The organism is Desulfosporosinus sp. FKB (assembly GCF_002196705.1).
Taxonomy (GTDB): Bacteria; Bacillota; Desulfitobacteriia; order Desulfitobacteriales; family Desulfitobacteriaceae; genus Desulfosporosinus.
Genome location: NZ_NADJ01000035.1, coordinates 32,341 through 45,694 on the forward strand (window position 1 = coordinate 32,341; position 13,354 = coordinate 45,694).

Genomic DNA, 13,354 nt, shown 5'->3' on the forward strand with positions numbered 1-13,354 from the left:
ACAACCTTAAAGAGATAAGGTTTAAGGCGAAAGGAGAGATACGATGAGCGAACTCATAGGAAATCATCAACAACGGCGAGAAACCCTCAAGCAAATCATCCGTGACATTCACCAGAATAAAAATCCCCAGGAACTGAAAGAGAGGTTTCGTGAGCTCCTATCTGACGTTGGCGCAACAGAGATCGCTGCTTTAGAACAGGAGCTTATCCAGGAAGGCTTACCGGAAAAGGAAATTCAAAGCCTCTGTGATGTTCATGTATCTGTCTTTGAGGACAGTCTTGACCAACAACCGAAATCTCAAGAACAAGGCGGCCATCCCATTCAAACCTTTCGCCAAGAAAACCATGCTATTGCAGGCGTAATTCAAGAGCTGCGGCCCCTTCTGGAACAACTTCTTGATTCAACCCAAGGAACTATTCCCGAAGAAGGTCTGAATAAATGGCAAGTCCTTCACCGCCAATTGCTTGAACTTGAAAAGCATTACAGTCGTAAAGAGAATATTCTTTTTGCTTATCTCGAAAAGCATGGGGTAAGCGGGCCCCCTAAAGTAATGTGGGGAATCCATGACGAAATCAGGGCTCAACTTAAACAGATTTCCCAAAATCTTTTAGACCGTTTGCCCGATAAACAGTCTTTGCTGGAATTAATTCAGACTACCGCTTTGCCTGTTTTAAAAGCTATCGAAGATATGATCTACAAGGAAGAGAATATTTTATTTCCGATGAGTATGGAAACCTTAACTGAGTCGGAATGGGCTGCAGTAGCAGAACAGAGCGGGGAGATCGGCTATACGCTGATTCAGCCGGACAAAGGTTGGGTTTCATCCGCTCCTCCTGAACCAACCGTTGCGTCCCATCAGCTTCTTTCGTTTCCAACTGGCGGGTTGTCTTTAGAACAAATAAGTCTTATTTTTAACCACCTGCCGGTAGATATCACCTTTGTGGATGAATTTGATATCGTTCGCTATTTCTCCTTGGGGAAAGAACGTATTTTTCAACGCAGTAAAGCGATTATTGGCCGAAATGTTAAAGATTGTCATCCGCCGGATAGTGTGCACATTGTTAACAAAATTGTTCAAGATTTTAAAAGCGGCCAGCGCGATACCGCTGAATTCTGGATACATATGAATAACAAGTATGTTTACATACAATATTTCGCTTTACGGGATGAAAAAGGCGCCTACCGTGGTACTATTGAAGTCACCCAAGATATCCAGAAGTTACAACATATCCAGGGAGAAAAACGGATTTATTCCGAGGAATAACGCCCAAACAACGGACGAGGAATGCTCTTTACGTGCTTTCCTGTCCGTTGTTTAAAGCTTAACTCGTCACCGCCGTTTGCAGTTTAGCTGTTTCTTCCTCGACAAGCTGACGCCGTAATACTTTTCCTACGATACTTCTGGGCAATTCCGTTCTAAACTCGATAAGGCGCGGTACCTTGTAGGACGCCATCTTGTTTCTGCAAAACGAGATAAATTCCTCTTCAGTTCCTTCAATGTCTTCGTGCAGCACTATATAGGCTTTGGTAGTTTCCCCTCGGTAGGAGTCCGGAATTCCTGCAACAACGACTTCTTTCACCTTGGGATGCTCATAAAGCACTTCTTCAATGTCACGGGGGTAAATATTAAACCCTCCCGCAATAATCATATCCTTCTTCCGATCAATTATATAGAAATAACCATCTTCGTCCATTTTAGCAATATCACCGGTATACAACCAGCCTTCCCGCAGGGTCTCTTTTGTTTCCTCAGGTTTATTCCAGTATCCGCTCATAACCTGAGGGCCTCTAACACATAGTTCACCGATCTCCCCCACCGGAAGTGGTCTTGTTCCAGTTTCCAGATCCATAATAACGCAATCTGTGTCAGGAAAGGGGATTCCTATAGAGCCTTTGCGTGTAGGACGGTCCAATGGATTGCTATGGGTTACCGGTGAGGCTTCGGAGAGTCCATACCCTTCAATAAGATTTCCAGCTCCCTGGGTTACTTTGCTGAATTTTTGAGCAACTTCTAAAGGCAGAGGAGCTGAACCGCTGTTACAGACTTTGATTGCCGCTAAGTTTTCCCGATAATCAGCAATTCGAGGATGATTGTTTATAGCCATAAAAATCGTTGGTGCCCCAGGGAAAAGGGTCGGTTTATGATTTTTAATAACTTCCAGAACTTTATCTATTTCAAAGCGAGGCAATAGTATTTGTGTCGATGCACTCGCCACAGCATAATTTACACAGTTAGTCATTCCATAAACATGAAACACAGGTAAAATGGTTAATATTCGTTCCTCCCCGTATTTTAAATCGAAAGACCAAGCTATGTTTTGAATAGTATTGCAGATTAAATTGCGATGGGTAAGCATGACGCCTTTAGATATGCCTGTTGTTCCGCCTGTATATTGTAAAACTGCCAGATCCTTAACCGGATTTATTTCGATAACGTCCGAAATCAAGTCATTCCTAATCAGTACATCATAAGAATATATGTCTTGTGTCTGTTTAACAGAAGCGAGAAAATTAAAGGCTATGACTCGTTGTAATGTTGTTTCGTGGTAAATGTTTTGGACTCTTGGATACAGAGGTTCAAACACGATAATTGTTGTGGCTCCAGAATCATTAATTTGATAGGCCAGTTCACGTTCCACGTACATCGGATTTGTTTGTACGACTATCGCACCTAGTTTAAGCAACGCATAAAAACTAACAACCCATTGCGGACAATTAGGGCCCATCAGAGCAACTCGTTCACCTTTTCTTACCCCCAGATCGAATAATCCTTTAGCTAAACGGTTTACTTGATCTCCAAACTCTCTATAAGTTATCTTTTGATCCTCAAAAATCATAGCTAAAGTATCAGGGCTTTTGCTCACTGCATCATCAAGTAATTGGCCAAGTGTTATTTCAGGGTACTCAAGGCTTCGCTTTGTATAAGAAGGATAGCTTTTAAACCAAGGCTTTTCATGTAGCATGATTACTTAACCTCCTTTATAACCAATCCGAGGCTATTTACAATCTCAAAGGATCTCCCCTCAACAACTAAAAACAGTCCTGTTCTTTTCAGAACATTCACAATTATTCGTCTATTGTTTTGCTTTGCAATAACCGTGCCAGTTATTAAACAATTATTCTATCCTTCTTCTCATCTTTTCTCAGCCGAATAATCAGAAGATCTACTTCTAAAGAATCCAACCTTTACGGAGTAGTTAAAAATTCACAAGTAATTGTTACAATATCGCAACATATCGACCAACTAATTGTATACATAATATACAGATCTTAATTCTGAACCGAGTTACAAAAATCCCAAACCTGAATTGCTAAAAAAAGAGCCCGAAAGGCATTGATAACGTCCTTTCGGGCTCTTTTGCACTAACAGCTCCTCTATCGTTAGGTAACACTATTAGATGTTCACTAATTATTTCACAAAGTATTACTCAATAGACCAATCAGAAAGCTGATAATTCGCGTCGTTTTTGTAACGATCCATTAAATAATGGCGAAAGCGAACATATTCCTTATACTCACATTCAATTCCTTCTCGGGCAAGAGTATCAACAAATTTATTAAGATCAGGCGGGCATCCCCAAAGCGGAATTACCTTATTAATATTCGGATTATCTTTATTCAGGTGACAAGCACATTTGCCGAAAAGGATAGACTTTTCAAATCCCGGTGATGCCAATTGCTTCTTTCCGGAAACCACTTCAACATTAGGAAACGGCCGACCTTTATAGGCTGAAGAAAAGAGAATCAACATCGGATTGTATTGCACGGAACATCCTGTACACAACGTGCTGTCGTATTTGCGAATTGCTAAACCTGTAATACCTCGTTTTTTAAATCCTGCCGGTCCGGTATCTTCTTGTGACCACTCCCAATCATACTCTACATATTCCCGATGATTTTCAAGGGCTTCTCCTTTTATATCGTAATCAGCTAGATCCATGCTGTACCCATGGCGGTTCGCATAAATACTTAAATGTTCAACTTCATTTACGGGATAACCGAGAATAGCCGCACCCACCAGATCACAGGCAAAGGGATCACGCGAAGATATGAGCAAATTTTTGCGGAAGGCTCTTCCTGTAGGGCCTGGTCCTTTCTCAAGAGTGTATAGACCGTCAATAACCGTCAGAGCTACAGGAAGTTTTTCTATGATACGGGGAAACATGAGGCTGAGTTCCTGATTATCAATACCATGGCATAGCTGTTTTGACTTTCTATGAAGACATCCTTTTAAATTTTTAATCCCCAGAGAAACTTTAGCTTGATTGTGCGTTTTTAATACAGGTACGTTAATAATTTTATCTGCTTCTAAAGCTTGTTTAGCTATATCCAGCTTTAAGCCTTCTCCATAGTCAATCGTTTCAAAAGCTTCTAGATTAAAATCTGCAAGCTTTACCCCATATCTTTGCACCAACTTTTGATAGCCCAAGGCTTCGAAAACAGCTTCACTCTTAGGATTAAATACGGGCAGAGCACCTTCGCCAATTGTCAGTTTACTGAACCCGTGCTCAACAAGAACACGAACTAAAGCTTCGATCACAATACTTGTCGTTACGACACCGAAAGGAGGAAATGGCAAGTCAAAATCCCAGCTGACAATATTAGGCTTAATTAAAATCACATCATTGGTATCCAAGTCCGCTAGGCCATCACACAAATTTATACTTTCAAGAAGTGACTCATAAACATCCTTTACTTTGACAATCGATACGGTGGGTTTATCTTGTTTATCCATTTAACTCCCTCAATTCATAATAGAGTAAAATCCTCAGGCATAGGCCTTATATTTACCATTAGGATTCATAATAACCCTTCCTTGCTTGGCTAAACGCTGCAGATGCTTTTCTAACATTGTCTGCTCAAAAAATCGATATACTTTTTGGGGTTCAGGGTAGCGTTTAAAAATAATCTTCTTGTCCAGAAGATCTGTCATTCCTCTTGGAACTTGTAGATGTTTAAGAATAGTTTCGTCTCGTTGATTAATCATTTCAGCATAACTCTTTAGTCTCTCAGTAATATTGTCGGAAATAATTCCTTCATGACTGGTTACTATCACTTTAGGTTTTAAGTCGATTAGTCGATTAATGGAATCAACAAATTCCTCGAGATCAGAGAGCACATTGCCATACCAAGGGCCAAAAGGTGAAAGATCTATGTCCCCTGAAAATAAAAGGCTTGAGTGAGGCTCAAGGAGTGCAATATGCCCCTGGGTGTGGCCCGGCGTATGAATAACCTTTAAGGAAATCTCTCCAAACCTCAAGACCTCACCGTCTTTAAGTTCTCTATGCACAATTTGATTTGCCGGCCCGCCTGGAAAGTAATCAGGATTGGGAAAAGCGGAAAGTTCGCCATAACCCGAATAAGCCATAAATTTATTGAGAGAACGAATTGGTGGAGCATCGTAAGCATGTGCCCAAATCTCGGCCTCTGGAAAATACTTATTTCCATAAGCATGATCCAAATGAAAATGAGTGTTTATGATGATATCGATCCTGCCTTTTTCCAAAATCTTTTTACGCCGGCTTGGTCCAAAGCCAGTATCAACCAGAACCCTTTTGTCCCCATCAATCAAGAGACCATTACTGTATGGAAACCGTCCCCCTTGCTCACCTGAAACAAAATATAACTGGGGCAGTAAATTAACAAACATCACTTCATTCATACTAATCGCAGTTCTCGCCTTTAGCAGCAGCATTAATACTCTCTGCCGAAGAAAAAGTGCCTGCTTATCCTCCTTAAAAATAGTATCGTTTTTCGTTGCCTCACAAGGGGATACTTTATTTACTAAATATTGCAAGATACGTGCCAATTGCGACTCAAGCAAAAATCTATAAAGAAACCAAACTCTTTAATATCGAGTTTGGATTGTGTATGAATTTTATACAGTTTTCGAAGTACAAAGGTATTGAAAGCGCACATTCTAAAGCTAAAGCGTAAAACTTTGAGGCCACTCCTATAGCTATTCCTCAATACCATACCTGCGTAATTTGTCATAAAAGGCCCGTCTCGAAATTCCTAAGACTTCCATAGTCTTCGTTCGATTATTGTTATTGTTAGCCAGAGCAGAGGCTATAAGTTCCTTTTCCACTCTCGCTACAATTTCTTTTAAGTTATAAGTCTTATCTTTTAAATCAGCGGGTTGATTATTCATAGGGATAATATTGGCAGGTAAGTGGTGAATTTCAATGGTAGACCCATTGCACACAATGCTTGCATGTTCCAGAACATTTTGAAGTTCGCGAATATTGCCAGGCCAGTTATAATTTTGAAAGATTCTTAATACCTGAGGAGCCAAGCTTAACTCATGCCCAGCCTCCCGCGAAAACTGATCAAGGAATGTTTGGGTCAACGCTATTAAATCATCTTTTCGTTCACGCAGTGGGTTAAGATTCAGAGGAACAATATTTAAGCGGTAATAAAGATCTTTCCGAAAAGTTTTTTCGGCAATCATCGTTTCTAAGTCACGATTAGTTGCTGCTATTACTCGTATGTCAACCTTAATCGTCGCTGATCCGCCGACTCTTTCGAATTCCTTTTCTTGTAGAACTCTAAGCAATTTGGCTTGCATTGTTAAGCTCATATCTCCAATTTCATCCAAAAAAATTGTCCCGCTGTGAGCTAGTTCAAATTTCCCGAGTTTGCCCCCCTTTTTGGCACCCGTATATGCTCCTTCTTCATATCCAAACAATTCGCTTTCTATTAAGCTCTCCGGTATTGCTGCGCAATTTACTTTTATTAGAGGTTTGTTTTTACGACGGCTAGCGTTATGAACTGCTTTGGCCAGTACTTCCTTTCCCACACCGCTCTCCCCGCGAATCAAGACCGTACTGTCCGTTCGAGCTACCTTCGCTGCCAATATTAAGGTTTCTTTCACATTACGGTTTTGCCCAACATATTCCTTAAACGACAACGGCAGTTGTTCCCATTGGTCCAACTGCTCTTTTAAATAATCTGCAACGCCCTTTGTTTGCTGCAATTCACGGTTAAGCTCAAGTTCTTCGGTAACATTTTTGAACGTTGAAATGCATCCGATAATTTGTTTCCCCTTATACAAGGGAAACGCGCTGCCTATAACATCGATGCCTAGAGATTTCAAATGCTCTGAGCCTTTTATAGATTTTCCACTGTGAAGAGCTTTAATAGCTGCAGAATCGGGTTCAATTTTGTCCAGTCTGCGGCCCAGGACTTTTTCCACAGGAACCCCTAGGATTCTGGCATAGGCTTCATTGACATAGACAATTGTTGTGTGGGAATCAATAACCAATACCACGTCATGAATATTATCGAGGATTTTGAACAACAGTTCTTGATCCCAACGTGGAAAATCGATTGTAGTGACAGCATGAATTCCTGCACTCATGAAATTCCCCCATTTTTGTATCATTTGTAAACATTATACTAAAGGTAAGCAAGCGAAGTAAAGACTAATACCAAAATATTTTAAACATTCTAACTATTGTGGGCTAGCTGCCCGTGCCTCTCCAAATAGGATATATGTATTCTATTCCTGATAACAGGATAGAGCGAAGACTGAGATTATCAGTATTACTATCTCAGACTAAAATTCGAAAGTTAAGAGTTTTGATTTAGAAATGGCTTTGGATTTCTTGGATTTATTTGACAAATTAGAATAGATATTGTTTACTCCAAAAACTGATCCATTAATCTGGAAATGCCGATATTAGAATTGACACCTATTTCTTTAGGAGGAAAAGTATATGTCTATCGATAGTTTGCAATCTTATCCACCACTTTCTTATGACCAAACAAGTACTTTGTTACAGCGCAACAAACTTGATACTACTTCAACGATTGATCAAAGTGATATCTCTCACGAAAAATTCTTAGAAGGTTTTCATATTAACCCAGACAAGGTCGACTTATCCTTGTCAGCCAAAAGCTCAAATGGGATAACCTTAAATTTGCTGGATGACAGCCCTAACATCATTGATAGTAGTAATTTCGAATCTTTTTTAAACAATATGCAGAGTTTAAGTAAGGATCAAATTTCTCAACTTCAAAGCGCATTAAGTGCTGCATCTGAAACGATGGACAACAGCCAAACGGTTGGCGGTACTTATGGTATGCGCATCAGTCAAACGAATTTGGAATTCAAATACATATCAGAAAACCTAATACCGGAACAATATCAACAACAATTTAATTCATTCGTAGATAATTACACGAATCAATTGTCAACGAATTACGTAAACCTTTTAAAAGGTTTCGCAGATCAACTTGCCAATACAACCGACCCCGTACTTATTAATACTGGTTGGAAGGATAAAGGAACAAAGATGCAAGATGATTTGGAGAATGGTTCCTATTCTTTCCAAACGTCGGAAAATCAGTATCAAAGTCTATTTAATAGCGTTAATGTCACAGATTCCGACACCTTAAAAGATCAATTAGATTCTGTGTATAAAACCATATTATCAAATTACATACCTGATTCTGACGGTGCTTCTCGATCAGATCTTGTAAATGAGATAAAATATCTTTCTAATAGTTGGAATACATTTATGAATGCTGTCGGTGACCAAAAAAATAAACTTACTACATCTGTCGATCTTCACGCTTAGCTTAGCCTAGCCTAGCTTAGCTTAGCTTTACTTTACTTTACTTCGCTTTGCTCGGTTTGGCTATCTCAGCTCAACTCAACTCAACTTAAACTTAACCTAACCAATCTGAATTAACATAACATATCTAAAAAGAATCTTGGATCGATGAATCGCCCAAAGATTCTTTTTATTTTGCCGCAATTTGTAATCATAGTCTTCTTCTTTTAAAAAACTTAACTTAGACAACTAATGCACTGTTGTGACGAATAATGTACATCGACCAGTGAAATGATAAAGATCAGTTACCTGTGAAACTGGGTTTTCTTTTATCGAAAAATGCAGAGATTGCCTCTTTAATATCCTTTGTCCCGCAGCAATAGGTTGATTGGGCTTGTTCAAATAAGAGACCTGCAGCCACACTGCTTTCTTCAGCAAGATTAATGCCTTTTTTGGCAAAAGCAATACTGGAAGGAGGAAATCCAGACATTTTCTCAGCAAGGCGGATGGTAACCTCACGCAGTTTTTCAACAGGAACAACTTTCTCCACAAGCCCAATTTGCAGCGCCTCATGAGCCCCTATCTCCTCACAAGCCATTATAAGTCTCTTAGCCTGCCCTGTTCCAACAAGTTTTGTTAAGCGCGTTGTCCCTCCCATATCGGGGGATAACCCCAGTTTGACCTCTGGTAAACTTAATTTAAGGTTTTCTGCTGCAATTCTAATGTCACATCCTAACATTAATTCTACTGCCGAACCAAAACAAAATCCTTGCACCCCAATCACTACCGGTATTGAAAGGGTTTGCCAGAAACCATATAGTCCTTGTAACCATGTTAAAGCTGCTTTCACTTTTTCCGAACTAACTTCCTGAAGAAAATTCAGATCGATCCCCGCGGAAAAGTTGTCACCATTGGCAACAATGGCTAAAGCCCGCAAGTCCTCCATAGTTAGAATTTCCTGTTGCAGGGCTCCCAGTTCCTTAAGAAAATCATCTCCTACGACATTTAGTTTTTCCGCATTATCTAAAATAATAGCTCCACAATAATCTTGTCTTTCAAATTTAATTATCTCTCCATATTTTCTCCCCATTATGCGTCCGGTATTATAACCAGACTTTCACCTCTTATTCTTTTATAGTTGAAAGAATTAACAACTTTTATACTCTTAAATTCTCAAGAAAATTCCGGATTGCCGCGTTGACTTCAGTTGCTTTTTCTTGCATACACATATGTCCTGCTTCCTTGATAATTCTTAAGTTCGTATTGGTCAGCTTATCGGCCAAAAATTGAGAGTATTTCACCGGGGTCATCACGTCTTCCTCTCCGACGAGAATTAAAGTGGGAACTTGAATTTTTTCTACGTCATCTATTCGATTAAAGGTATTGCAAGCCTGAAAATCAGCCCAAAATACGTTTGCCGGAATCTTCTGCAGTTCTTTCATCTCCTTAGCTTTTTCCTCATCTGACGTTGCGGAACCATATAAATGATCGACATTCTTAAACGGAAACATTCCCGAAGCAGCAGCATCTAAGATCCCTTGGCCTACTCTCAGCCTTGCTCCGGTTCCAAGGAGAATAAGCCCAGTCACTTTTCCCGGATAGCGTAAAGTAAACTCCTGAGCAATTGCTCCCCCCATGGAATGCCCCGCTAAGGAAAATTTTTCAATACCTAAAGTTTGGACAAAATCATTTAGAAAATCAGCCATTGATGAAATATCTGCCAGCAAACTGCCGCCGGACTTCCCATGCCCGGGCAGATCCAGGGCAATCAGGTTTCCTTGCTTTTGTAATCCAGAGATTTGCTTTGACCAGCTTTGGCTTGAGCCTCCAGCACCGTGAATTACAATGAGAGGCAAAAAATCTCCGCCGGTAGACTCATAGAAGATATTTATTCCTTTAACTGATGCATAAGGCATTTAATCAACTCCTCTCAATTGGATATTGTCTATTTTTAACAATTGTAACAAATATTTTAGCTAAAACAAGAGATTCTCCCCTAACTTTTCGCCAGGGGAGCTCTTCTTTGCCTTTATTTCTTCCTCGGTGACATTCCGGCGATCTCACGAACAATGTCCTTCTTAGACTCCAAATCGTATTGAGTGGTAATGGCGATCTGCTCCATGATAGGAGACCCTCCTCCGTGATAAGCACCATATTGCGAAGTGCCTGCATAACCCGAAAGCCCAAAATCGATGAAATTAAGCCAGAATTTAATTTGATCCTCAATAGGAATTTTCGGGTTGCGATTTAAGTATTTCTCCAGTAGAGCCTTTGTTTCCGGATTCATCAAATCTTTTTCAAACGGGAAGGTTGCCGGCATTCCACCTGCTATATTACATAAGATTTCCTGTTCATGAAACACCGCCTCACCAGTTAGACAGCGGCCAACATTGGCATAGATTGAATTTGGGATGTAACTCCCTGGTCCATAAGGAACCATTCCCATACCGGGCATGTAAACCTCTGGTTTAGCCAAAGCCGAAGCCGTGTACCCGGCTGCATAGCCAAGTTCACCTGTCATGATTAATCTGGAAAGCATTTCGCGTACGTGATGCGTCTTGCCAATACCATTAATGTCTGCTGCCAGGCCTGCCATGCCAATAACGTAATCTAATGCTGCCGGTTTACAGCCTGAATAAGAATGACGATGAAATAGGGCAAAAAGCAAGGCCGCAATACCCCCGTGTTGAATCTCTCCGCACAGAAAAACCCGCTCCCAAGGAATAAAACAATCATCAAAAATAATGTAGGAGTCTGTATACCCTGTTTCAATTCCTTTTTGAAAAAAATCTCGTTTACGATTCAGATGATAATGAACAACTTGCTTAATCCCCTCATAATCTGAAGGCACCGCAAAACACACGGCATAAGATTCTTCACCTTTTTGCAGAGCTCTGTTCGGAACAACTAAGATTTCATCCGAAATTGAGGCTTCTGAAATATGAACCTTTGAGCCGCGAACTATGATCCCATCACTGCGTTCTTCCACAACATGAACATACATGTCGGGATCGATTTGTTCCGCTGGGCGCTTGAGCCGTTCTCCTTTGACATCAGTCTGCGCGCAGCTTGCCACAAGGTCTTCACTCTGGAACATTTCCAGCCACTTGAGGAAATTATCATGATAGGCTGTTTTCGCTTTAGGTGATTTTTGAGCCTCATAAGAAACAGCGTTGATGGCGTTGGCTGCATCAATTCCCATACAACGTTGAATACATCCTCCAACCTTATTGCATAACAAACGAGTCATATCTTGTTTTTTATGCAGATCTTCGGTATTTTGATGAATATGGTTAAAACGGTTAATAGTTTCCCCAGTAATATGGGAGGTTGCCGTACAAAGGTCTTTGCTGACAGGATCCCAAGCAGCATCAAAGGTCAACCCCATTACATTCAGAGCGCCTTCTTGGCGCGGATCAAGCCTGTCAATTTTTTCTCCGTTCGAATAGAGATTTCTGTCCATTTTGCTTAGCCTTTCTAAATACTGAGCTCTTGTTCTCATCTGGTTTTCCTCCTTCAAATCAAAATCAGGAATTTTAACGAAAATCTCTTATATCAATATCTATTTGCAAAATACATGCCAGCATATATTTTTATAAAAACGCCCCCTTAAGGGTGGTTAACACTCTTAGGGGGGATATAAAATGTATGGAATTCATACACCAGACAATTATCAACCAGTAACTGTAAAAATAACTTTCTCCAGTTACTGCTTCCTTTTAGAATTACTCTAGACTCTGTTTTAATTAATTTACTGTTATATGTGCTAAGCCCGACAATACTCTTTCGTCACGCTCATTAAAGGCCGCTAAATCACAGACTAAAACCTTTTCCGAACGTGCCCTTATAAAACCGGAGCACAAGATAGTATCTCTTGGACGCACCATTTGTTCAAAACGAACATCGATTTTCGAAATTATTCCTTCATCTCCAATCCAATCCGTCAGCATTGCCGCCATTTGGGCCATTAATAGCATGCCATGGGCGATGACCCCTCCAAGACCGGCTTGACGAGCATAATTGTCATCTAAGTGGATAGGATTAAAATCCCCGGAAGCTTCGGCATACTGACGGATTTGCATGGGAGTGGGTATCCACTTACGCACAGGCAGCCTTTCTGATACCTGACGATCAGACAAACGTTTCATTGAGCTTCCTCCTTTACCGGTGCAATAATTATAGAACTACTGGAAAAGACTAATTCTCCGGTTAAGTCATACCCAATCGTCTCAAGCACAATAAACGTCATTTTCCCGAGTTTACCGCTTCGATCATAAATATCTTTAACTCGTTTTTTATAGGAAATAGCTTCGCCAATTCGAAGTTGACGATAATAGGTTATTTTTTGTTCACCGTGAATCATCCCGACAATGGGCAATTCAACTCCAGCGATGGAAGCGTGCAACAGTGTACCTACGAATGTTGGCGGAACTCGATCATTATAAGGAACTCCCGTAGCCTCGGCAAAACGGCGCACTTCTTCGGGCTTAATCTTTACTACAACCGACTCACTCTCTCTGCCAATTAATTCTTTTCTTAGCAAAAGCCTTCTACCTTCCTTCTTACGATCGATACTCCCGGCAATTTAAAGACTTAATTTTTGTCTCAAGTCAATCAGTTTGTTCTGAACCGCCATTAACTTGGGATCTAATACATTTGCCATCAGATACTCATTTAAGGCCTCTGAGAAATTCCCCAATGACTCTTGATAAATCCCCTCTCCGTAATGCCTCAAAGCTAAACTTTCCGGATCAATGTCATCGTGGTTATGCCCAATATGCAACTTGAATACCCCC

12 protein-coding genes are annotated in these 13,354 nt (G+C 40.5%); 2 read left to right on the forward strand and 10 right to left on the reverse strand.

Annotation, left to right across the window (positions count from 1 at the left end):
* Positions 1–43: 43 nt before the first annotated feature.
* On the forward strand, positions 44–1,264 hold the full coding sequence (locus B5Y67_RS13365; protein ID WP_088226933.1) for a DUF438 domain-containing protein: 1,221 nt from the start codon (positions 44–46) through the stop codon (positions 1,262–1,264).
* A 58-nt stretch (positions 1,265–1,322) separates the two neighbouring features.
* On the opposite strand, the gene B5Y67_RS13370 is transcribed toward B5Y67_RS13365, so the two are convergent.
* The 4 genes from B5Y67_RS13370 to B5Y67_RS13385 all read right to left on the reverse strand — a co-directional run bounded on the left by B5Y67_RS13370 (position 1,323) and on the right by B5Y67_RS13385 (position 7,360).
* The gene (locus tag B5Y67_RS13370; protein ID WP_088226934.1) at positions 1,323–2,963 is read right to left on the reverse strand and encodes a long-chain fatty acid--CoA ligase; all 1,641 of its coding nucleotides are present in this window, start codon (positions 2,961–2,963) and stop codon (positions 1,323–1,325) included.
* A 461-nt stretch (positions 2,964–3,424) separates the two neighbouring features.
* Entirely contained in the window at positions 3,425–4,735 is a 1,311-nt protein-coding gene (locus B5Y67_RS13375; protein ID WP_088226935.1) for a DUF362 domain-containing protein, read from the reverse strand.
* A 33-nt stretch (positions 4,736–4,768) separates the two neighbouring features.
* The gene (locus B5Y67_RS13380; protein ID WP_242975970.1) at positions 4,769–5,809 is read right to left on the reverse strand and encodes an MBL fold metallo-hydrolase; all 1,041 of its coding nucleotides are present in this window, start codon (positions 5,807–5,809) and stop codon (positions 4,769–4,771) included.
* 150 nt (positions 5,810–5,959) lie between these two features.
* Positions 5,960–7,360 carry a sigma 54-interacting transcriptional regulator gene (locus tag B5Y67_RS13385; protein ID WP_088226936.1) on the reverse strand — a complete coding sequence of 467 codons (1,401 nt, stop codon included), beginning with the start codon at positions 7,358–7,360 and terminating at the stop codon, positions 5,960–5,962.
* A 358-nt stretch (positions 7,361–7,718) separates the two neighbouring features.
* On the opposite strand from B5Y67_RS13385, the gene B5Y67_RS13390 reads away from it, so the two are divergent.
* Positions 7,719–8,582 (forward strand): hypothetical protein, encoded by an 864-nt coding sequence (locus tag B5Y67_RS13390; RefSeq protein ID WP_088226937.1) that lies wholly within the window; start codon positions 7,719–7,721, stop codon positions 8,580–8,582.
* Positions 8,583–8,859: 277 nt separating this feature from the next.
* Here the strand turns inward: B5Y67_RS13390 and B5Y67_RS13395 are convergent, their stop codons facing one another.
* From B5Y67_RS13395 to B5Y67_RS13420, 6 genes are all read right to left on the reverse strand, one after another.
* A complete protein-coding gene (locus B5Y67_RS13395; protein ID WP_088226938.1) occupies positions 8,860–9,648 on the reverse strand; it encodes an enoyl-CoA hydratase/isomerase family protein in 789 nt (262 codons plus the stop codon).
* Positions 9,649–9,715: 67 nt separating this feature from the next.
* On the reverse strand, positions 9,716–10,474 hold the full coding sequence (locus B5Y67_RS13400) for an alpha/beta hydrolase (RefSeq protein WP_088226939.1): 759 nt from the start codon (positions 10,472–10,474) through the stop codon (positions 9,716–9,718).
* Between the two features lie 113 nt (positions 10,475–10,587).
* Positions 10,588–12,060 (reverse strand): 4-hydroxyphenylacetate 3-hydroxylase N-terminal domain-containing protein, encoded by a 1,473-nt coding sequence (locus B5Y67_RS13405; protein ID WP_088226940.1) that lies wholly within the window; start codon positions 12,058–12,060, stop codon positions 10,588–10,590.
* Positions 12,061–12,304: 244 nt separating this feature from the next.
* Positions 12,305–12,706: a MaoC/PaaZ C-terminal domain-containing protein gene (locus B5Y67_RS13410; RefSeq protein WP_088226941.1), complete on the reverse strand. Its 402-nt coding sequence runs from the start codon at positions 12,704–12,706 to the stop codon at positions 12,305–12,307.
* Positions 12,703–13,101 (reverse strand): MaoC family dehydratase N-terminal domain-containing protein, encoded by a 399-nt coding sequence (locus tag B5Y67_RS13415; protein WP_088226942.1) that lies wholly within the window; start codon positions 13,099–13,101, stop codon positions 12,703–12,705. The genes B5Y67_RS13410 and B5Y67_RS13415 overlap by 4 nt, the downstream gene beginning before the upstream one ends.
* A 42-nt stretch (positions 13,102–13,143) precedes the next feature.
* Entirely contained in the window at positions 13,144–13,341 is a 198-nt protein-coding gene (locus B5Y67_RS13420; protein WP_088226943.1) for a hypothetical protein, read from the reverse strand.
* Between the last annotated feature and the right edge of the window lie 13 nt (positions 13,342–13,354).